The sequence below is a fragment of the Brevibacterium spongiae genome, assembly GCF_026168515.1.
GTDB classification, from domain to species: Bacteria; Actinomycetota; Actinomycetes; order Actinomycetales; family Brevibacteriaceae; genus Brevibacterium; species Brevibacterium spongiae.
The window spans coordinates 1835504-1856901 of the sequence record NZ_CP093443.1; the positions used below are offsets into that span (position 1 = coordinate 1835504).

The 21398-nt window shown below is 66.1% G+C and carries 17 protein-coding genes and 1 tRNA gene; all 18 read left to right on the top strand.

Annotation, left to right across the window (positions count from 1 at the left end; genetic code table 11):
* The first annotated feature begins 108 nt into the window (after nucleotides 1-108).
* The 18 genes from L1F31_RS08260 to L1F31_RS08345 all read left to right on the top strand — a co-directional run bounded on the left by L1F31_RS08260 (nucleotide 109) and on the right by L1F31_RS08345 (nucleotide 21176).
* Nucleotides 109-1440, top strand: a complete 1332-nt coding sequence (locus L1F31_RS08260) for a hemolysin family protein (RefSeq protein WP_265420166.1) — start codon at nucleotides 109-111, stop codon at nucleotides 1438-1440.
* On the top strand, nucleotides 1437-2498 hold the full coding sequence (locus L1F31_RS08265; protein WP_265420167.1) for a hemolysin family protein: 1062 nt from the start codon (nucleotides 1437-1439) through the stop codon (nucleotides 2496-2498). Before L1F31_RS08260 ends, L1F31_RS08265 begins: the two co-directional genes overlap by 4 nt.
* A 471-nt stretch (nucleotides 2499-2969) precedes the next feature.
* A complete protein-coding gene (locus tag L1F31_RS08270) occupies nucleotides 2970-4019 on the top strand; it encodes a M15 family metallopeptidase (protein WP_265420168.1) in 1050 nt (349 codons plus the stop codon).
* Nucleotides 4020-4132: 113 nt separating this feature from the next.
* Nucleotides 4133-4208, top strand: a tRNA-Arg gene (locus tag L1F31_RS08275).
* A 121-nt stretch (nucleotides 4209-4329) separates the two neighbouring features.
* Nucleotides 4330-5106 carry an ABC transporter ATP-binding protein gene (locus L1F31_RS08280; RefSeq protein ID WP_265420169.1) on the top strand — a complete coding sequence of 259 codons (777 nt, stop codon included), beginning with the start codon at nucleotides 4330-4332 and terminating at the stop codon, nucleotides 5104-5106.
* A complete protein-coding gene (locus L1F31_RS08285) occupies nucleotides 5103-7652 on the top strand; it encodes an FtsX-like permease family protein (protein WP_265420170.1) in 2550 nt (849 codons plus the stop codon). Before L1F31_RS08280 ends, L1F31_RS08285 begins: the two co-directional genes overlap by 4 nt.
* Nucleotides 7653-7721: 69 nt before the next feature.
* Nucleotides 7722-8897: an MFS transporter gene (locus L1F31_RS08290; protein ID WP_265420171.1), complete on the top strand. Its 1176-nt coding sequence runs from the start codon at nucleotides 7722-7724 to the stop codon at nucleotides 8895-8897.
* A gap of 64 nt (nucleotides 8898-8961) precedes the next feature.
* On the top strand, nucleotides 8962-9813 hold the full coding sequence (locus tag L1F31_RS08295; RefSeq protein ID WP_265420172.1) for a DALR anticodon-binding domain-containing protein: 852 nt from the start codon (nucleotides 8962-8964) through the stop codon (nucleotides 9811-9813).
* Nucleotides 9813-11255 (top strand): diaminopimelate decarboxylase, encoded by a 1443-nt coding sequence (lysA, locus tag L1F31_RS08300; protein ID WP_265420173.1) that lies wholly within the window; start codon nucleotides 9813-9815, stop codon nucleotides 11253-11255. Before L1F31_RS08295 ends, lysA begins: the two co-directional genes overlap by 1 nt.
* A 32-nt stretch (nucleotides 11256-11287) precedes the next feature.
* Nucleotides 11288-12595 (top strand): homoserine dehydrogenase, encoded by a 1308-nt coding sequence (locus tag L1F31_RS08305; protein WP_265420409.1) that lies wholly within the window; start codon nucleotides 11288-11290, stop codon nucleotides 12593-12595.
* 2 nt (nucleotides 12596-12597) lie between these two features.
* Nucleotides 12598-13683, top strand: coding sequence for a threonine synthase (gene thrC / locus L1F31_RS08310; RefSeq protein WP_265420174.1), 1086 nt, complete (start codon nucleotides 12598-12600; stop codon nucleotides 13681-13683).
* A gap of 2 nt (nucleotides 13684-13685) precedes the next feature.
* Nucleotides 13686-14588, top strand: coding sequence for a homoserine kinase (gene thrB, locus L1F31_RS08315; protein ID WP_265420175.1), 903 nt, complete (start codon nucleotides 13686-13688; stop codon nucleotides 14586-14588).
* Nucleotides 14589-14812: 224 nt separating this feature from the next.
* Nucleotides 14813-16921, top strand: a complete 2109-nt coding sequence (gene rho / locus L1F31_RS08320) for a transcription termination factor Rho (RefSeq protein ID WP_265420176.1) — start codon at nucleotides 14813-14815, stop codon at nucleotides 16919-16921.
* A 1-nt stretch (nucleotide 16922) separates the two neighbouring features.
* Nucleotides 16923-17999 carry a peptide chain release factor 1 gene (gene prfA, locus L1F31_RS08325; protein ID WP_265420177.1) on the top strand — a complete coding sequence of 359 codons (1077 nt, stop codon included), beginning with the start codon at nucleotides 16923-16925 and terminating at the stop codon, nucleotides 17997-17999.
* Nucleotides 18000-18024: 25 nt separating this feature from the next.
* Nucleotides 18025-18903 (top strand): peptide chain release factor N(5)-glutamine methyltransferase, encoded by an 879-nt coding sequence (prmC, locus tag L1F31_RS08330; RefSeq protein WP_265420178.1) that lies wholly within the window; start codon nucleotides 18025-18027, stop codon nucleotides 18901-18903.
* A gap of 72 nt (nucleotides 18904-18975) precedes the next feature.
* The gene (locus tag L1F31_RS08335; protein WP_265420179.1) at nucleotides 18976-19626 is read left to right on the top strand and encodes an L-threonylcarbamoyladenylate synthase; all 651 of its coding nucleotides are present in this window, start codon (nucleotides 18976-18978) and stop codon (nucleotides 19624-19626) included.
* Entirely contained in the window at nucleotides 19627-20736 is a 1110-nt protein-coding gene (locus L1F31_RS08340) for an MraY family glycosyltransferase (protein WP_265420180.1), read from the top strand. It abuts the gene before it with no gap.
* Complete coding sequence (locus L1F31_RS08345; protein ID WP_265420181.1) at nucleotides 20733-21176, top strand: Cg1360 family ATP-synthase-associated protein; 444 nt, start codon at nucleotides 20733-20735, stop codon at nucleotides 21174-21176. Before L1F31_RS08340 ends, L1F31_RS08345 begins: the two co-directional genes overlap by 4 nt.
* The last annotated feature ends 222 nt before the right edge of the window (nucleotides 21177-21398 follow it).

The following is a 21398-nucleotide window of genomic DNA, read 5'->3' on the forward strand; positions in this document are numbered from 1 at the left end:
TCCCGGCCGGCGGGAAGCCGGCGCCCCAGATGATGACCCTCACCCCGTGAGGGTCCGTCACTTCATATGTCCTGAACTTCGGTCGCCGAAGGGCGGGGTCAGTCGCTGATGGAATGGCTGTTCCTCGCTCTTGCCCTGGTCCTCATCCTCGGCACCGGCGTCTTCGTCGCGGCCGAGTTCTCACTGCTCACCATCGATCGTCACACGGCCGACAAAGCCGTCGAGGACGGCGTGTTCGGGGCAAAGACCCTGCGCGCCTCGATGACCCACCTGTCCACTCAGCTCTCTGCGGCCCAGGTGGGCATCACGATCACCACGCTGCTGACAGGCTACCTCATGGAGCCGTCCTTGGGTCGCCTGTTGGCCCCGGTCTTCGAGGCTTGGGGTGTGGGGCCCGGTCTCTCCGCGTCCCTGGCCCTGGCCATCGCACTCATCTTCTCCACGATCGCGTCGATGATCTTCGGCGAGCTCGTCCCGAAGAACCTGGCGATCGCGGTGCCCCTCGGTGCCGGACGGATCGCCGCGCCGCTGCAGTACGGCTTCTCGATCGTGTTCAGACCCGTCATCGCGGTGCTCAACGGCACGGCCAACAAGATCCTCCTGTCCATGGGCATCGAACCCCAAGAGGAGGGCTCGGTCGGTCGTTCCCCGGAGGAGCTGACCTCACTGGTGCGCCATTCAGCGGAAGAGGGCGCCCTCGATGAGCAGACGGCGGATCTGCTGGAGCGGACTCTGAGCTTCTCCGAACGCACCGCCGAGGATGTCATGACGCCGCGCACCCGCATGTCGACGGTGGAGAAGGACACCACGGCACGCCGAATCATCGAGCAGGCACGCGACACCGGCTTCTCCCGGTTCCCGGTCGCCGATGAGGACAAGGATCACATCGTCGGCGTCGTCCACGTCAAACAGGCCTTCGCGGTTCCGCCCGGGAACCGTGACGACGCCTACGCCGGGGGACTGATGACCGAGGTGCGTGAGATCCCCGAGACGCAGCGACTCGACCCGCTGCTCATGGAGCTGCGTGCCGCCGGCCTGCAGATGGCTGTCGTCGTCGACGAATTCGGCGGCACCGCCGGGGTCGTCACCCTCGAGGACGTCGTCGAAGAGCTCGTCGGCGAGGTCGCGGACGAGCACGATCGGATGCGCGTTGCTGCACGACCGGCCCGCGACGGGTCCTGGATCGTGCCCGGACAGCTGCGCCCCGATGAGATCTCCTCGACGATAGGGATCGAGATTCCCGAGGAATCCGATTACGAGACCGTGGCCGGCTTCGTGCTCAAGGAGCTCGGACGGATTCCCGAGCCCGGCGACCAAGTGCGCACCGAGGATGCCCTGATCCGTGTCGAACGGATGCACGGGCGTCGCATCGAACGTCTGCGGGTGGTGCTGCGCGCGACCGACGCGAGTGCCTTCGAAACAGGAGGTGAGAGCCGATGAGCTCCGATTGGTTCGGATTGATCTGGCTGGTCGTCCTGCTGCTGGGCAACTCCTTCTTCGTCGCCGCCGAATTCGCCGTGGTCGCCGCGAAGAGATCCCAGATCGAACCGCGCGCCGCCGAGGGATCAGCGGCCGCGAAGACCGCGCTCTACGCGATGGAGCATGTCTCGCTCATGCTGGCGATCTGTCAGCTCGGCATCACGGTGTGCTCCCTGCTGCTGGGAAATGTGGCCGAACCGGCCATCCACCACCTGCTCGCCGGCCCGCTCGAGGGGCTGGGGATCTCCGCTGGTCTGTCGTCGACGATCTCCTTCGTCCTGGCGCTCGGCGTCGTCACCTACCTGCACGTGGTCATCGGTGAGATGGTGCCGAAGAATCTCGCTCTGGCCGCTTCCGGTCAGGCCGTGATGCTGCTGGCCACACCGCTGGTGTTCCTCGCACGCGTGTTCGGGTTCGTCATCAGGCCCCTCAACGGACTGGCCAACGGGATCCTGCATCTGTTCAAGATCGAAGCCCGTGACGAGGTCAACGAGGCCTACACGATCGAACAGGTCGAATCGATCGTCGCCGAATCGAAGCGCGAGGGCCTGCTCAGCGACGACACCGGGCTGCTCAAGGGCGCCCTGGAGTTCAGCGACAAGACGGCAGTCGACATCATGGTTCCGATGTCCGAGCTCATCACGATCTCGGACAAGGTGACGCCGAACGAACTCGTCACCCTCGTCGGCAAGACCGGGTTCTCCCGGTACTTCGTCGTCGGCGACGACGGGTATCCGCAGGACTACCTCCACATCAAGGACGTCCTCTACGCGGACACCGACGATGCCTTCGACGCGCCGGTGCCGAGCAAACGATTCCGACCGCTGTTCACAGTCACCGCCGATGATGAGATCGAAGAGGCGCTGGCGCAGATGCAGAAGGTCGGCATCCACGTCGCGCGAGTCATCGACGCTGAGGCGCAGGTGCTCGGGCTGCTGTTCCTCGAGGACGTGCTCGAAGAGCTCGTCGGCGAAGTTCAGGATGCCATGCAGCGGGGTCGCTTCGGCCAGCGCAGCTGAACCCGACCCGGCTGCCGCCTGAACTGGGTGCCGCTTGAAGTGTCTGCCGCTGCCCTGCCGGGCTGTTGCAGCGGCTCCGGGGGCAGTCCAGCAGCTCCGGCGGCTGCCCAGTGGCCCCGGTTGCTGCCCAGCGGCGGCCCCTTCAGGCGGCGTTGGAAGAGCTCTTTCAGACGACGTCGGAGGGGCCGTCGCTGTCAGAAGGTCCCGACGTCCCGCACCATCGCTGCGGCCTTGCCGTGTGGGTGCAGAGCATGGTAACGATTGATAACGAAGCGCTGGTCGGCAGTCGTGCCAGTAGGTCATCTGTAGTGAATTGTGACCTGCGGCTGACTGCATATGACCAGGTCACACGCGGTGAGTGAACTGGAGATGACATTCTGTAACGATGTCGTTATAGTGTTGTGACATACGCAATTCGGGCGCCCGCAAGAGGGTCCCACAGCACAGCCGATTCCAACAGTATGGAGCACTATGTCGAGTGAGCTCTCGACCGTCGAGGCGCCCCCGGTCCGCCGGCGCGACCTGCGCCAGCAGAACACCTCCTCGCAGGTTTCGACGATCTTCTTCAGGAAGTCCGTGACGTCGCCGTCACCGGTCCGCGAAGACGCAGCTCCGTCCCCGCGTCGAGCCGCAATGGCCGCGGAGGCTCGAGCCTCGGCAGGATCGCCGCGGAGAGCAGCGATGGCCAAGGAAGCCACCGCGCAGGCCGCTTCGCCGCTGACTCCCGCTGGACACACATCGAGCCTCTCCGCCGCTGCGCTGGGTCGCCGCGGCTCCGACGGTTCGCTGCTGCGTTCGGTGCGTCGTCGACAGGTCACGACTTTCTCTGCGCTGGCGACCGTCTCGGTCACCGGCACCGCGATCGCCGCCGTCATGGTCGCCGGCAACCTCAGCGGGAACCAGGAAGTCAAGGTCGACGACACCGCCGCCGAATCACAGCCGCGCGCGATCAACGCTGAGTCAGTCTCCGCAGACATCAAGGTCGACGATGACGACAAGACCTCGATGACCATCGGCGCTCCGAGCGCCAAACAGACGAAGGTCGATGCCGCCTCGCGTGCCATCACCAAGACCGTTCTGCCCGGCTGCGACGGTGAAGCTCCGAAGGGCGAGGCGAGCAACGGCGAGCTGCCCGATGGTTGGCTGTGCGATATCGGAGTGGGCAACCACAAGCTGCGCTCTGATGCCGCCGTCGCCTTCGCGAAGATGAATGCCGCCTTCAAGAAGGACACCGGCAAAGACCTCGCGATCACCGATTCCTACCGGTCGCTGGAATCCCAGGTCTCGGTCGCCGCCCGCAAGCCCGGCTTCGCGGCTCGCCCCGGCACCTCGAACCACGGATGGGGACTGGCCCTCGACCTCGGTGCGGGCACCCAGACCGGCACCGGTGAGCAGTACGACTGGCTGGTGGCCAACGCCGGCAAGTACGGCTGGGAGAACCCGGACTGGGCAAAGCGCAATTCCTACGAACTCTGGCACTGGGAATACGTCCCCGGTCGCAAGGACATGAAGGGCGCCTGACACAGGGCTGTACCCCGAATTCGCAGAGTCTTCCGCCGCGTGCAATCGAGTCCCGATTGCACGCGGTGTCGTTTTGTGAGGCGGTGCCCGGCAGTGATAGAGTTGCATCCGTTGCCCGCGTAGCTCAGTGGATAGAGCGTCTGCCTCCGGAGCAGAAGGTCGTAGGTTCGAATCCTGTCGCGGGCACCACCGGCCGTCCATCTCACCACGTGAGGTGGACGGTCCTGCTATCACTCGTCGAGTGGTCGACATCGCCGACACGCTCTAAGGTAGTCGGAGACGAATCCCGAACCGCGATGTGAGGCATACGATGTCGAAACCTGCTGATGAGACCGGGCACACCGCCTCGGCGGACGAGTCCGAGATCGTCCTGCGGGCAGTCGACCTGCGCAAGAGCTTCGGTCGCGGAGACACCGCAGTCTGTGCCCTCGACGACATCAGCGTCGACTTCGAATCGGGTCGCTTCACCGCCATCATGGGCCCCTCGGGTTCCGGGAAATCGACCTTCATGCATGTCCTCGCCGGCCTCGACCGCGTCGACTCCGGCTCGATCCTCATGCGCGGGAAGGACATCACCCGCCTCAACGACCGACAGCTCACCCAGCTGCGTCGTGACCGCGTCGGCTTCATCTTCCAAGCCTTCAACCTCGTCCCCACGCTCAGCGCCGAACAGAACATCGAACTGCCCGTGTCCCTGGCGCGGAAGAAGATCGATCGGGAATGGAAGGCCGAGGTCGTCGAACGTCTCGAACTCGGTGACCGCCTCAAACATCGGCCCCATGAGCTCTCGGGCGGTCAGCAGCAGAGGGTCGCGGTTGCTCGCGCACTGCTCACCCGTCCGGACGTCATCTTCGCCGATGAGCCGACGGGCAACCTCGACTCCCATGCCGGTGCCGAGGTGCTGTCTCTGCTCGGTCGTGCCACGACCCTCTACGGTCAGACGATCATCATGGTCACCCACGATCCGGTCGCGGCCTCCCACGCAGGCCGAGTCGTGCTGCTCAAGGACGGGCGTGCCACCGGAGAGGTCCGTCGCCCCACGCGGGAGAGTGTGGTTGCGGCGCTGAGTGAACTGAGCACTCTGTGATCGCAGTCGCTCTGGCGCAGATCCGGATCCACTGGGCCCGGTTCCTCGCCATCGGCCTCGGCATCGCCCTGGCGGCGGGATTCGTCGCCTCGACGCTCATCATCAGCTCCTCCCTGCAGAGCAGTCTCGAAGACGCGGTCGGGCGCTCATTCGCCCATGCCGACCTCAGCGTCATCCCGGGGCAGGACGTGTTCGTCGGGGGAGACGCAGCCGCTCCGCTGCTCAAACCCATGTCCGAGATCGACGGGGTGCACTCCGCCTCGCTGTCGGCGAGGACCGTGACCACCGGTCGGGGAACCGGATTCTCGGAGAGCACCTTCGCTCTCTCGCCCGTGCCCGCCGATGAACGGCTGGATCCCTTCACCATGGTCTCCGGTGACCGTGCAAAGGCCGACACCGACCTCGTCCTCGACACCCGGACGGCGCGGACGCTGGACATCGGCGTCGGCGACGAGGTCCGCTTCACCGTCGATTCGGTGCCGGTGGAGACCGGGGACGACGACATGCCCATCTATCGCGGTCCGAGCCACAGCAGCGTCACCTTCACCGTCGTCGGCATCGCCGAGATGGGACTGGACCCTGCGCTGCCCGAGGCCACTCGGGCTCTGACGACCGCTGAGGGCTACCAGGAGTACTTCGCCCAGCAGGGTGATGTCATCGCAATCCAGATCGCCCTCGACGACGGCGCTGACCCGGCAGAGGTCCGCAGGGAGCTGCAGTCGGTCATCGACTCCTCGCAGCTGCAGGGCAGCTTGGACGCCCTCGACGTCCCCGAAGCCGTGTCCGTCAAAACCGAACGGCTCTCGGGCGGCAATATCGCCGTGACCGGCCTCCTTCTCGTATTCGCCGGCATCTCCGTCGTCGTCGCCGTCCTCGTCGTGTCCAATACGTTCTCCGTCATCGTGGCAGGCCGTCGACGCGAGCTCGCGCTGCTGCGCTGCCTCGGTGCCACCAGGCTCCAGCTCTACAGCTCCGTGGTCGCCGAAGGCCTCCTCGTCGGCCTCATCGGCTCGATCTTCGGAGTCTTCGCCGGCATCGGCGTCAGTCGGGCACTCATGGATGTGGCTGTGCGCTATTGGCCCGACGACTTCCCCTACGACACTCTGTCCGTGCCCGTGTCCGCGCTCGTCATCGGCGTCGCGGTCGGTGCGCTGCTCACGATCGTCGCCACCATCCGCCCCGCCCGCAGCGCCATTGCGGTGACCCCGCTCGAAGCGCTCCAGCCCTTCGACGTGTCCATCTCCCCGTCGACCCGCAGGCGCGCCCGAGATCTGGTGGGGATCGGCTTCATGACCGTTGGTGTGCTCCTCGTCATCGTCTCCCTCTACGCCGTGTCGACCACTCAGCTCTGGATCGCCGGCGGTGCCCTCGGCGGTGGGCTCATCGTGACCGGGCTCATCATCAGCTCGGCGAAGATCATCCCGCCGATCGTCGGCTGGGTCGGCGAAGTGGCATTCAGTCCCTGGGGAGCGCCGGGGCAGCTGGCGACGCTGAATACCCTGCGCAATCCTCGCCGAACCGCGACCACCGCGACGGCGCTGATCATCGGTGTGACTCTTGTGGCGACCATTCTGGTCGGCGGAATGTCGACGAAGGCGACGCTCACCCACGGACTCGACCAGCGCTACCCGGTGGACATCTCCGTCCCGCTGTCGGGCCTCGTCGGCGCCGATACGCTCGACGACGTGCGCGCGATCCCCGGAGTCGCCGCTGCCGTCTCCGCACACCGCGCCGAGGCGGTCGAGGACTATCGCGGCGACACGCCGTCGGTCTTCGTCATCGATCCGGACACCGCGGAGACGGTGCTCGGAGATTCCGCCGCCGATCTCGTCCCCGGCCAGGTCGTGGTTCCCGAGGACTACCCGGACGAGACGGTGCGGATCCGCGGTCTCAACGAACTCAACGTGCGCGTGCACAAGGAAGGGCTGTCGAGCCTCGCGTTCTTCACCACGCCGGATGTCGGCAACGACCTCGGCATCTCCGCCACGACCACGGCGGTCCTCGTTCGCCTCGACGAGGATGTCGCCATCGACGACATCACCCGGATCCAGCAGTCAGTGGCCGAAACCCTCGACGTCTCCAGCGACGAGGTCGGCGGCTCAGCGGTCGCCCGCGGCGCCTACTCCGAGCTCATCGACGTCCTGCTCACCGGTGCTGTGGCGCTGCTCTTCGTCTCCGTGCTCATCGCCCTCATCGGCGTCTCGAACACCGTCAGCCTCTCGGTCATCGAACGGCGCAGAGAAAACGCACTGATGAGAGCACTGGGGCTGAGCATCTCCCAGCTGCGGGCTCTGCTCGCTCTGGAGGCGGTGCTCATCTCGTCGGTGGCCGCACTGCTCGGACTCATCCTCGGTGGAGCATTGGGCATCGTGGGCACCCGACTCGTCACCCACGACTACTCCTCGGATCTCATCGTCGACTTCTCCGTCCCCTCCCTCCTCGGCATCCTCGGCGTCGCGGTCGTGGCGGGAATCCTCTCGGCCCTGGTGCCGTCCCGTCGCGCCGCCCGACTGTCCCCTGTGGAGGGCCTCAAGCTCGACTACTGAGCACAGGTCCGTGGGTCCGAGCGACCCCAATGACGAGAGCAGCCTCGCGCATCTGATAGGAAAGAGCCCATGAACTCTGCGCGCGCACGCATTCTGATCGTCGTCGGGATCGTCATCGCCGCATTCAATCTGCGCCCCGGAGTCACCGGTCTGTCGCCGCTGCTGGACGCCATGGGTGCAGAGATCCCTCTGAGTGCGGCGTTTCTGGCGATCATCGGCATGCTGCCGCCGCTGCTGTACGGACTCAGCGGCTTTCTCACCCCGCGGCTCTACTCCCGGTTCTCCGGGCTGAGCCTGACCACGGCGGCGATGGTCATGGTCGCCGTCGGACTCGGGGTCCGCGCCGTCACCGATTCTCCCGCGCTGTTCCTCGGTCTGAGTGTGCTCGCTCTGCTGGGCATGGGCATCGGCAATGTCGTCCTCCCTCCACTGGTGAAGTCGTACTTCCCCGACCGCGTCGCCCTGATGTCGACCGTGCACGTCGGCCTGCTGCAGTTCGGCACGTTCATCCCGCCGCTCGTCGCAGTCCCTCTGGCGACCGGTGTCGGGTGGCGCGGATCCCTGTTGGTCTGGGCGGGATTCGGCGTCGTCGGAGTCGTCTGCTGGATCATCATCCGCCTGATCAGGCCGGCCCCGAGCGCCGAGGTCGCCGCCGCTGTCGTCGGCGGCAGCGAACTGGCCCGACTCATGCGCAGCAAACGCGCCTGGGCGCTGATGACGATGACGGGCCTGACGTCGTTCAACAACTTCATTCTCTTCACCTGGCTGCCGAGCCTGCTCACTCGGGCCGGATTCGATGCGGCCTTCGCCGGAGCCATGCTCGCACTGGTCACCGCCATCCCGCTCGTCCTCGGCTTCGTGCTGCCGGCGCTGGCGCAGAAGATGACCTCGGCCTACGCCATCGTCGCCGGCTTCTGCATCAGCCTGGCCGTGGGCTACATCGGTCTGTGGCTGCTGCCGACGGCCGCCCCGGTGCTGTGGACCGTGCTGCTGGGCATCGGGATCTCGACCTTCCCGCTGGCCCTGACCCTGATCACCCTGCGCGCCCGCGACGCCGAGTCCGCTGCCTCCCTGTCCGGCTTCGTTCAGGGCGGCGGCTATCTGCTGGCCTGCACCGGACCGCTGATCTTCGCCTTCCTCGTCCAGAGCTTCGATGCCATGTGGCCGGCATTCGCGGTGGTGCTCGTCTCGGTGGCAGTGAAATTCCTCGTCAGCCACGCAGCATGCCGTCCCGGTGCGATCTGAGAACACCGAGGAATATGACCGGCATCATGTGCGACCGGTTCGCTGTCTCGTCATGAGAGCGAAGATGACACCTGATTCGTCCCCGCAGACCGGCCCCGAGTACTCTGTTCGAGTGACCCCGGAAGACCTGCAGACCGCACTCGCACGCGCCTTGGCGACGGCCGATGCGGAACTCGTGTCTCCGCAGGCCGATGCGGACGTCAGCGTCACGCCGCTGCACCCCGAACTCGGCGACTGGTCGACGACGCTCGCGCTGCGGGCAGCGGCCGAACCCGAGCACCGACTCGCACTCGCCCGGCATCTGTGCGCGCAGCTGCGATCACTGCCGGCAGTGTCCTTCGCCGAGGTGGCCGGACCCGGATTCGTCAACATCGGCCTCGCGCCTGCCGCGCGGGCGCAAGTGGCCTTCGACATCATCGCCGCGGGCGCTGACGACGACGCATCCGGATCAGGGGCTGAGCCCGCTGCAGCCGCATCAGAGCGGCCTCCTCACAGCGGATTCGCAGCGATCGATCCCGATGTCGTCGACGACGCGGATGTGTACCGGCTGCAGCGCGGACATGCGGCCGCGTGTCGGGAACGTCGGCGCGCTGTGAGGGCCGAGATCACCGCGGACGGGGCCGACGCCGCTCGTCTCGACCATCCGAACGAAGCCCGTCTGCTCAATGCGCTGGCGGCCGTTCCATCCGCGCGGAAACGCTCGCACCGCCTCGGCGATGTCGAACCGCTGCTTCGCAGTCTGTGCGAGACGGCCGAGGCATGCGAGGACTGGCTGAGCCGATGCGCGGTGACTCCGCCCATCGACGTCGACATCACCGCACTGCATGCTTCGCGCCTTGTGCTCGTACACGCCGCCATCATCGTCCTCGCCGCAGGACTTCGACAATTGGGTGCTTCGGCACCGGAGAGGATCTGATGCCCGCACATATCGCAGGTACTCTGCACGCAAGCCCGGCGCCGGTGTGGCTGCCCTATCCCGATGACGTCAATGCGCTGCTGCCGAGTCTGTGGTCGGACAACGTCACGAAGACCGATGACGGCGTGCTCACCATCGCCGGTCATTCCGTGACCGACCTGGCGGAGCAGTACGGCACGCCCACCTTGGTCATGGACGCGGCGGACTTCCGTGCCAGGGCGGAGACCTACCTGACCACGTTCGCCAGCGCCTTCTCGACGGAGAAGGGACTTGCCGGAGCAGACGTCTTCTACGCCGGCAAGGCCTTCCTGTGCACAGCAGTGGCCCGCTGGGTCCATGAAGCCGGACTCGGCGTCGACACCTGCTCTCTGGGCGAGATGATGATCGCCCGTGCCGCCGGAGTCCCTGGGCACCGAGTCGGTCTGCACGGAAACAACAAATCCGTCGCGGAACTCGAATACGCCCTCGACTACGGCGTCGGGCGGATCTTCGTCGACAGCCTCGACGAGATCGCCCGCCTCGAGGCCGTCGCTGCGGCCAGGGGAGTGCTCGCCCCGGTGATGCTGCGCGTCACCGTCGGCGTCGAGGCGCACACACATGACTTCATCGCCACCGCTCACGAGGACCAGAAGTTCGGGCTCTCACTCGCCGACGGCACCGCCGCCCAGGCAGCCGAGTCCGTCGTGGACTCGGCGCATCTGCGCCTCGACGGACTCCATTCGCACATCGGTTCCCAGATCTTCGACATCTCCGGCTTCCAGGTCGCCGCGTCCAGAGTGCTGGCCTTCCGGGCCGAGATCATGGCCGCCCACGGCGTCGATCTGCCCGATGTCGACCTCGGCGGCGGCTTCGGCATCCGCTACACCAGCCAGGATACGCCGATCCCGGTGGCGGAGATGGCCGCGGAGCTCGCCGCGGTCGTGGCCAAGGAATGCCGGGGACTGGGCACGAACGTCCCGCGCATCTCCATCGAACCAGGTCGCGCCATCGTCTCTCCGGCCGTGTTCACCCTCTACGAAGTGGGAACGGTCAAGCAGGTGAGCACCGACAGCGGAACCCGCACCTACATCGCCGTCGACGGCGGCATGAGCGACAACATCCGCACCGCGCTCTATGACGCTGACTACTCCTGCACCTTGGCCAATCGGGCCTCGGCTGCCGAACCGGCGATCGTGCGCGTTGTGGGCAAGCACTGCGAATCCGGCGACATCATCGTCCGCGACGAATACATGGGTGCCGACGTCACCGCCGGCGATCTCGTCGCCGTCCCGTCGACCGGTGCCTACTGCCGCTCGCTGGCCAACAACTACAACCATCTGCCCCGACCGGGAGTGCTCGCCGTCGATGCCGATAGAGTTGAGTGGATCGTGACCCCAGAAGACCACTCGCAGATGTTCGCCACCGACCCGGGGATGGCCGGTGGAGGGCAGGAGAAGCGATGAGCGTGAACGACAACAGCGGAAAAGGTGAGGAAATGCAGGCACTCAAGGTTGCCATGCTCGGATGCGGAGTCGTCGGCACGGAAGTCGCCGCCCGCATCCAGAACCGGGCCGACGGTCTGGCCGAGCGCATCGGCGCCCCATTGGAGCTCAGCGCCATCGTCGTCCGCGACGCGACGAAGCCCCGGCCCGGCATCGACGAGAAGCTGCTGACGACCGACGCCGAGGCGGCCATCGCCGGGGCCGATATCGTCGTCGAGCTCATGGGCGGCATCGAGCCGGCGAAATCACTCATCACCACGGCCCTGGGGCAGGGATCGTCGGTGGTCACCGCGAACAAGGCACTCCTGGCAGCCAGCTACGGGGAGCTCATGTCCGCGGCCGATTCCGCCGGTGTGCGCCTCGAACACGAGGCCGCAGTGGCCGGAGCCATCCCGATCATCCGACCCGTCGGCGATTCGCTGGCCGGCGACCGGATCGAACGCATCATCGGCATCGTCAACGGCACGACGAACTTCATCCTCGACCAGATGGACTCCGAGGGGTGGGACTTCGACCGTGCGCTGCAGACAGCTCAGGAACTCGGCTACGCAGAAGCCGATCCGACAGCCGACATCGGCGGTCACGACGCAGCCGCGAAGGCCGCGATCCTCTCGTCGCTGGCCTTCCACGCCCCCGTGTCGATCGACGATGTCCACGTCGAGGGCATCGCAGGCGTCACCGCGGAGATGGTCGAGACGGCCCGCGATCAGGGCTTCGTCATCAAACTCCTCGCCGTCTGCGAACGTGTGACGTCCTCGCCCGCCGGCGCCGGACTCTCCGCCCGCGTCTACCCGGCGCTGCTCGACCGAGGCCACGCTCTGGCCTCCGTCCGAGGCGCCTTCAACGCGGTCTTCATCGAAGCCGAAGCGGCCGGTGAGCTGATGTTCTACGGGCAGGGAGCCGGGGGAGCCCCGACCGCGTCCGCGGTGCTCGGGGACCTCGTGTCGGTGGCCCGCCGCAAGGTGCTGGGAGGACGTGGACAGTACGAACGTCCCTTCCACGACGACTACCCGATCCTGCCGATCTCGGCGATCACCACCCGCTACCACATCACCCTCGACGTCGTCGATCGTCCGGGTGTCCTGGCCGCGGTGTCAGAGGTGTTCGCCGATGAGGGCGCATCGATCGAACTCATGCGCCAGACCATCGGCGACATCGACGAGCAGGGCGTCCAGCATGCCAAGCTCGTGCTCGCCACCCATTCGAACACCGACTCGAGGCTGCGGAAGACGGTCGATCGCCTCATCGATCTTCCCGTCGTCCATGCCGTCAACTCCGTGATCCGCGTAGAAGGACAGTGACAATGAACTACCCCAGACACCAGTGGCAGGGCGTCGTCGAGGAATACCGCAGCCTCCTCGACATCTCCCCGGACACACCGGCGGTGACCCTCGGCGAAGGCGGCACCCCGCTCATCAAGGCGGAGAAGCTCAGCGCCCGCACCGGCGCTTCGGTATGGGTGAAGTACGAAGGGCTCAACCCGACGGCATCCTTCAAGGACCGCGGGATGACGATGGCGATCACGAAGGCCGTCGCCCACGGGGCGAAGGCAGTGATCTGCGCATCGACCGGCAACACCTCGGCATCGGCGGCAGCCTATGCCACGAAGGCCGGGCTGACCTGCGCGGTGCTCGTGCCCACCGGGAAGATCGCACCGGGCAAGATGAGCCAAGCCATCGCCCACGGGGCGACCCTGCTCGAGGTCGACGGCAACTTCGATGACTGTCTGACGCTGTGCCGCAAACTCTCCGAGTCCTACCCGGTCCACCTCGTCAACTCGGTCAATCCCGATCGCATCGAAGGTCAGAAGACGGCCGCGTTCGAGGTCGTCGACGTCCTCGGCGATGCGCCCGACATCCACGTCCTGCCGGTCGGCAATGCCGGCAACATCACCGCATACTGGAAGGGCTACAGCGAATACCGGGAGCTCGGAGTCTCCCGGTCGCTGCCGCAGATGTGGGGATTCCAAGCCGCAGGAGCGGCACCTCTCGTGCTCGGCCATCCCGTCGACGAACCCGATACGATCGCCACGGCGATCCGCATCGGCAACCCCGCAAGCTGGAACCAGGCGATCACCGCGCGCGACGACTCCGGCGGCTTCATCGACTCGGTCACCGACGATGAGATCCTCGCGGCCCACAAGTTCCTCTCCAGCGAAGAGGGCATCTTCGTCGAACCCGGATCGGCCGCCTCGGTGGCGGGGCTGCTGAAATCCGCCGACGCAGGGAAGGTGCCGGCCGACGCGACGATCGCTGTGACGGTGACCGGGCACGGGCTGAAGGATCCTTCCTGGGCCCTGCATACGGCTGACGGCTCCGAGATCGAAACCCGTCAGGTCTCCGTCGACGCCGTCAGCGCCGCCCGCGCCCTCGGCCTCGAGGCCGGCTGAGCGTGCGTCTGCGACTCGAGGTCCCCGCCACCTCGGCGAATCTGGGGCCAGGCTACGATTCCTTCGGCCTGGCCCTGGACATCGTCGACACACTCACCCTGACCGTCCACGATGCTCCGGTCGACCCGGCCTCCTGCGTCGAGGTCGTGGGGGAGGGGGCCGAGGCGCTGCCCCGGGACCGGACGCACCTGGTCATGCGGATCATCGGCGAGGTCCTCGCCGCGGAATTCCCCGACGCCGAGGCGGGACTCGCCGAACGCCTGAGCCTGCACTGCGTCAACCGGATCCCTCATTCGCGCGGACTCGGATCCTCAGCCGCGGCCGTCGTCGCCGGGATCGGCCTGGCCGCCGAGGTCGGTCGCGCGTTCACCGGTGCCGAACTCTCCCGTGACCGGGTCCTCGAACTCGCCACCGCGATCGAGGGGCACCCCGACAACGCCGCTCCGGCGATCTTCGGCGGGTTCACGATCTCCCTGCCGCAACCGGTCATGTCCTGGCAGGTTCCCGTGCGCACCCTCGAGGCGGTCACGGTGCTCATCCCCGAGGTCCGTCTGGATACCGACGTCGCTCGCGGGCTCATCCCCGCGGCCATCGATCATGCGATCGCCGCTGAGAACTCTGCCCGGGCGGGACTGCTCGTCCACGGGCTGGGGACCGACGCCTCCGTGCTGTTCGAAGCCACACGCGATCAGCTCCATCAGGAGTTCCGTCGCAGCGCCTACCCCGAATCCATGTCGCTCGTCGATTCCCTGCGCGCACAGGGACTGCCGACAGTGGTGTCCGGTGCCGGCCCGACGGTGCTCGTCCTCGCCGAACAGGTTCCCGACTCCGCAGTTCCGGCCGGGGTCACCGCCGTGAGAACCTCGATTGACCTCGGCGGATACCGGGTCAGTCGAGAAAATTGAGGAAACGATTCGCAAGATCGTCTGCGAACAAGTAGACTGTGAGTGTTCCGACAGTGCACGGCTTCCCGCTGTTCTTCACGGGTCCGTCGCCGATGTCTTACATTCTGGAACATCTCCTGCTCATTCTTTAGCAGGTTTTCTTTCACAACGCACCGTCAATGGTGTTTCCGTCGCCGTGAGCAAACGGCACATGCCGCACGGCCGAAAGAGGGAGAAAGACCTTCGTGTCTGAAACCACCAACCAGGATTCCACACCCCGCACCGGCAGCCTCACAGCGCTGCGGTTGCCTCAGCTTCAGGAAATGGCAGCAGGCCTGGGAATCAAGGGTTACCGTCGTCTTCGCAAGAGCGAACTGATCGACGCCATCAACAGCCATTCAGGCGGATCTTCGGAGACGAAGCCCGCTGCAGCCGCAAAGAAGCCCGCCGCCGAGGAATCGGCCGGCAAGGCGGCGAAGACCGCAGACAAGGCAGACGAGCAGAAGCAGGAGTCGACCGGTCGTCGCTCTTCGCGTCGTGCCGCGGCACAGACCGCTTCCGCCGCACAGTCCACCGAGGATGCCCCGGTGCTCATCGTCGAGCCGAAGTCCGACACCTCCGCGCAGTCCGAGGCACCTGCTTCGGCTGACAATTCCGCCGAACAGACCGGCGGACAGTCGTCGGAGGGCGATGACCAGGATCGCTCGCGGAACCGTCGCAGCCGCGGCCGTTCACGCGGCAGCGAGTCGCAGAACGACAGCCAGGATCAGGACTCGGACAGCTCCTCCGATCGCGGCGGTCGCAACGACCGCGGCGGTGACCGTGGGGAGCGCGACAACGATCGTCGCGGCCGTCACAGCGACCGGTCCGACGATGATCGCAGCAGCAATGATCGTGGCAGCAACGACCGCGGCGGCAACAATGACCGCAGCAACAGCGACCGTGGCGGCAACGACCGCAACGGCAGCAACGACCGCGGACACCGCAACGACCGCGGCGGAAACAACGACCGCAACGACCGTGGCGGCAATAACGATCGCAACGACCGGGGCGGCAACAACGACCGCGGGGGCAACAACGACCGTCGCAACCGGAACAGCAACGACGATGACGATCGCGGCAACCGTCGCGGACGCGGTCGTGACCGGAAGCGTCGCGGTCGCGGCAATGACGAGCCTGACATCCGTCACGATGATGTGCTCATCCCCGTCGGCGGCATCCTCGACGTCCACGACAACTACGCCTTCCTCCGCACCTCGGGCTACCTGCCCGGTCCGAACGACGTCTACGTCTCGGCCTCGATGGTGCGCAAGAACGGTCTGCGCAAGGGCGATGCCGTGGCCGGTGCGATCCGCCAGCCGCGCGAGAACGAACAGCGAAGCAGCAAGCGCGAGAAGTTCGATGCCCTCGTTCGCCTCGACTCCGTCAACGGGCTCACCGTTGATGACGCTCGTTCACGCGTCGAGTTCTCGAAGCTGACGCCGCTCTACCCGCAGGACCGTCTGCGCCTCGAGACCACCTCGAAGCTGCACTCGACGCGACTCATCGACCTCATCACCCCCATCGGCAAGGGCCAGCGCGGACTCATCGTCGCGCCTCCGAAGGCGGGCAAGACCACGATCATGCAGCAGATCGCGAACGCGATCACGGAGAACAACCCCGAAGCGCATCTCATGGTCGTCCTCGTCGACGAACGTCCCGAGGAAGTCACCGATATGCAGCGCGCGGTCAAGGGTGAGGTCATCGCCTCGACCTTCGACCGTCCCGCCGACGATCACACGACCATCGCCGAACTCGCCATCGAACGCGCCAAGCGCCTCGTGGAGTTGGGCTCCGACGTCGTCGTCCTCCTCGACAACATCACCCGCCTGGGGCGTGCCTACAACATCGCTCAGCCGGCCTCGGGCCGGATCCTCTCCGGCGGTGTCGATGCGAACGCGCTCTACCCGCCGAAGAAGTTCTTCGGCGCCGCACGCAACATCGAAGGCGGCGGATCGCTGACCATCCTCGCCACCGCTCTCGTCGAGACCGGATCGAAGATGGACGAAGTGATCTTCGAAGAGTTCAAGGGCACCGGCAACATGGAGCTGCGCCTGAGCCGTCAGCTCGCCGACAAGCGCATCTTCCCGGCCATCGACGTCAACGCCTCGAGCACGCGCCGCGAAGAGATGCTCATGACCAACGAAGAGACGAAGGTCATGTGGCAGCTGCGTCGACTCCTCTCCGGACTCGAACAGCAGCAGGCAGTCGAACTGCTCATGTCCAAGCTCAAGGAGACCGGTTCGAACGTCGAGTTCCTCATGCAGGTGCAGAAGACGACACCCCTGCCGAAGTCCTCGACCGACAACAGCTGAGATGGCCGACGACACCCTCACGGCCAGTGTCAGCGCACTGCTCGATGAGCATGCGCGGGTGCAGGAGGAACTCTCCGACCCCGCAGTGCACGCTGATGCCGGCCGGGCCAAGAAGCTGACCAGGCGGTACGCGGAGCTCGAACGAGTCGCCGCGGCCGCCCGCCGCTTCGCCCAGCTCGAGGCCGACCATGCCGCCGCTGTGGAACTGGCCGAGGACGACGCCGACTTCGCCGCGGAGGCCTCACGCCTGTCCGCGGAGATGGAGTCCGTCGAGGGTGAGCTCAAGGACCTGCTCGTCCCCAGCGACCCCGATGACGCACGCGATGCGATCATCGAGATCAAAGCAGGGGAGGGCGGCGACGAATCCGCGCTGTTCGCCGGCGACCTGCTGCGCATGTACCAGCGGTGGATCGACTCACGGGGCTGGTCGAGCCAGATTCTCGACGCCACGCACTCCGACCTCGGCGGGTACAAAGACGTGAGCATGGCCGTCAAGGCCAAAGACGAAGGCGCCTACGGCTGGGTGAAATTCGAAGGCGGCGTCCACCGGGTCCAGCGTGTGCCCGTCACCGAATCCCAAGGACGCATCCACACCTCTGCCGCCGGAGTGCTCGTCTTCCCTGAAGTCGATGAACCCGAAGAGATCCAACTCGATGACCATGATCTGCGCATCGACGTCTACCGGTCATCGGGACCGGGCGGGCAGTCCGTGAACACCACCGACTCGGCCGTGCGCATCACCCACCTGCCAACCGGCATCACCGCCAGCTGCCAGAACGAGAAGTCTCAGCTGCAGAACAAGGACGCGGCCATGCGCATGCTCCGCGCCCGGATCCTGGCCAGACAGGCCGAGGAAGCCGCCGCCGAAGCGGCCGACATCCGTCGCTCCCAGGTCCGCACAGTCGACCGGTCCGAGCGGATCAGAACCTATAACTTTCCGGAGAATCGGATCACCGACCACCGCACGGGATACAAGGCCTACAACCTCGACCACGTGCTCGCCGGCGACCTCGACCCCGTCATCGGCTCCTGCCGGGAAGCGGACAAGGCCGCACGGCTCGACGCACTGGGGGACTGAGCTGAACACCGTCACACCCGCGCCCGTGAATGACGTCCTGCGCGGCGGCATCAGACTGCTCGCCGAGGCGGGAGTCCCCACCCCCGAGGCGGACGCCGCCGAACTGCTCGCCCATGCCTGGCACATCGACCGGACGAACCTGAGCCGGCGTCGGCTCTTCGACGAGAATGTGCCCGCAGACACGACCGCGGAATTCGCCCGACTCTGCGAACAGCGACGGCAGCGGATCCCGCTCCAACATCTCACCGGCATCGCCCACTTCCGACATCTCGAGCTGCGCGTGGGACCCGGAGTGTTCGTGCCCCGACCGGAGACCGAACTGCTCGCCGGAGCGGCGCTCGACGAGCTCTCCGCCCACCACGGAGACCGACGACCGTTCGTCATCGATCTGTGCTCGGGATCAGGTGCGATCACCCTGTCCGTGGCGACCGAATACGACGGAGTCGACGTGCTCGGCGTCGAACGCGAGGCCGATGCCCTCGAATGGGCACGGATGAACCTCGAGCAGCGCCGCCTCGGCGATTCGAGCATCGAATTCATCCGCGGCGACGCCACGACCTTCGCCCGTGAACGACCGGAGCTGCGCGGACTTGCCGATATCGTGGTGACAAATCCTCCCTATGTTCCGAACGCGGCGATTCCCCGCGATCCCGAGGTCGCAGAGCACGACCCCTCCGCCGCTCTCTACGGGGGCGACACCGGCCTGGAAGTGCCTGCGCTCATCATCGACCAGGCAACGGAGCTGCTGCGAGTCGGGGGACTCTTCCTCATGGAACACAGCGAAGAGCAAGGTGCCGGGGTGCGCGAACTGATCGCCGAGACGGCCAGCCTGAACGATGCCGTCACGTACCAGGACTACACTGGACGCGACCGCTTCACGGCGGCACGCCGAGCACAGCAGTAGATTTCGGTGAGCATGCGGCGACCGCTCAGCGCCGCCCGACCCGCAGCCCAAGAGATTCGAAACGGAGAACTTGTGTCGAGACGATTCGACGTCACCCAAGCCGACATCCGCGACCTCGTCTTCGACGAGTGCGCCCGCGTCGTCGACACAGGCAACCTTCTCGTCATTCCCACCGACACCGTCTACGGGATCGCCGCGGACGCGTTCAGCGCTTCGGCCGTCGCGGCACTGCTTGCGGCGAAGGGCCGCGGACGGAACATGCCCCCGCCGGTGCTCGTTCCTCGTTCGGAGACGGTCTTCGGCCTCGTCGACGGCGTCGACGAAACGCTGCTGGCGCTCACCTCTCGGTTCTGGCCCGGGCCGCTGACGATCATCGCCAGTGCCCAGCCCTCATTGGACTGGGACCTCGGTGACACACACGGAACCGTGGCGGTGCGGATGCCTGATGACGAATACGCTCTGGCGCTGTTGGGCCGCACCGGGCCGCTTGCGGTCTCGAGTGCGAACATCTCCGGACGGCCCGCAGCGACGAACGCCGATGAGGCTCAGGAGATGCTCGGCGACGACGTCGACATCTACGTCGATGGGGGAGCGCGGGAGTCGGGGATGTCCTCGACCATCGTCGACCTCAGCGGCGACGTCCCGCGCATCGTCCGACGCGGACCGATCGATGCAGAGGAACTGCGCGAGATCGTCCCCGACCTCATCGACCTGGACGGCTGAGTGCGCGCCTACCTCTTCATCCTCCTGGTCTCCGCCCTCGTGGCGTACCTGCTGACGCCGATGGTCAAGCGGGTCGCCGAACGAGGACGGATCTTCTCACCCCTGCGTGCCAGGGACGTGCATTCGGTGCCCACCCCGAGGTTGGGCGGAGTCGCGATGTTCGGCGGGCTGGCCGCCGGGCTCGTGTTCGCATCCCAGATGCCGTTCCTGCAGCGGATCTTCGTCGACATGGGGCCCATCATGGGCGTCGCCGGAGCCGCTGCTCTGCTCTGCCTGCTCGGAGTCATCGACGACATCTGGGATCTGCACTGGATGGCGAAGTTGGCGGGGCAGGCACTGGCAGCCGGCTTCATGGCCATCAAGGGCGTCGCACTGCTGTCCATCCCCTTCGGCGGCGTCATCATCGGCTCTCCCCGTATGTCCATCATCATCACCGTGCTCGTGGTCCTCGTCACCATCAACGCAGTGAACTTCGTCGACGGGCTCGACGGGCTGGCCGCCGGTGTCGTCGCCATCGGCGGCAGCGCCTTCTTCATCTACTCGTACTGGCTGGCTCGCGATGCCTCCCCCGAGTCATACGCGAACCTCGCCTCACTCATCATTGCGATCCTCGTCGGCGCCTGCCTCGGCTTCCTGCCGCACAACTTCAACCCTGCCCGCATCTTCATGGGCGACTCCGGGTCGATGCTCATCGGACTGCTTCTGGCGGCCTCGACGATCAGAGTCACCGGCCAGGTCGACCCTGCCCTCATCGGGCAGGAGCGTGCCTTTGCGACCTTCATGCCGATCATCCTGCCCGTCGCAGTGATGTTCCTGCCGCTGCTCGATCTCGGCCTGGCTGTCGTCCGCCGTCTGCGGGCCGGGCAGTCGCCGTTCTCCGCGGATGCCAAACACCTCCACCACCGGATGCTGCGCCTCGGGCACTCACACGCCCGCGCGGTCCTCATCCTCTACACCTGGACGGCGCTCATCGCCTTCGGATCCGTGCTGCTGCTCTTCCGCGGGTGGGTGTTCGTCGGCTGCGTCATCGGCGGACTCGCCGCCGTGACTCTGATCTTCACCTTCTACCCCCTGCGAATGCGCCAGAAAGCCAGAGAGGAAATCTCGTGACTGATCCGTCCCGTCCCGAAACCGAAGTCGAAGCCGCCTGGACCCGGGTCTGGAGGACGCTGCTCATCCGCGGCGTCATCCTCGTCATCGTCGTGGCCGTCCTCGGCATGGGCATCGGATGGCTCGTCTCGGGCACCCCCGGACTCGTTGGGGGCGCCGTCGGCGGGGGACTGGCCGCGGTGTTCATCATCGTCACCTTGGTCATCATGTACTTCGGACGCAATATGGGGCTGACGGCAATCGCCGGATTCCTCGGTATGGGCTTCCTGTTCAAGGCGTTCATCTTCATGATCGTCATCTGGCGGATCAAGGATGCGACATGGCTTGACGGGACGGTCGCCTTCTTCACGATCGTGATCGCCGTCATCGGCTCCTCGCTGGTCGAAGCGCTGACCGTCGTCAAGGGACGGGTTCCCTATGTCGACCCGGAGGCGAAATGACTCATTGACGCACGCGTCTCAGTCCTGCCGGGCTGATGCACAGGGCACGTTCCGACTCGAATGACGTGTCGTATAAAATCATTGACATAAATTGCACAGACAAGCCTGATGAATTTGTCGGCGACTCTCTACAGTTGGTAGAGTAGACCCGGTGCCAGGGCGGATATTCGCCCTTTGTCGCTCCTGAACCTCATGCCTCGCCTTCAGAGCGGGGCCAGGCCA

Coding starts and splice junctions, on each gene's coding strand:
- L1F31_RS08260 (WP_265420166.1), top strand. CDS start 109: ATGGAATGGCTGTTCCTCGCTCTTGCCCTGGTCCTCATCCTCGGCACC.
- thrC (WP_265420174.1), top strand. CDS start 12,598: ATGAACTACCCCAGACACCAGTGGCAGGGCGTCGTCGAGGAATACCGC.
- lysA (WP_265420173.1), top strand. CDS start 9,813: ATGCCCGCACATATCGCAGGTACTCTGCACGCAAGCCCGGCGCCGGTG.
- L1F31_RS08290 (WP_265420171.1), top strand. CDS start 7,722: ATGAACTCTGCGCGCGCACGCATTCTGATCGTCGTCGGGATCGTCATC.
- L1F31_RS08305 (WP_265420409.1), top strand. CDS start 11,288: ATGCAGGCACTCAAGGTTGCCATGCTCGGATGCGGAGTCGTCGGCACG.
- L1F31_RS08295 (WP_265420172.1), top strand. CDS start 8,962: ATGACACCTGATTCGTCCCCGCAGACCGGCCCCGAGTACTCTGTTCGA.
- L1F31_RS08265 (WP_265420167.1), top strand. CDS start 1,437: ATGAGCTCCGATTGGTTCGGATTGATCTGGCTGGTCGTCCTGCTGCTG.
- prfA (WP_265420177.1), top strand. CDS start 16,923: ATGGCCGACGACACCCTCACGGCCAGTGTCAGCGCACTGCTCGATGAG.
- L1F31_RS08280 (WP_265420169.1), top strand. CDS start 4,330: ATGTCGAAACCTGCTGATGAGACCGGGCACACCGCCTCGGCGGACGAG.
- L1F31_RS08270 (WP_265420168.1), top strand. CDS start 2,970: ATGTCGAGTGAGCTCTCGACCGTCGAGGCGCCCCCGGTCCGCCGGCGC.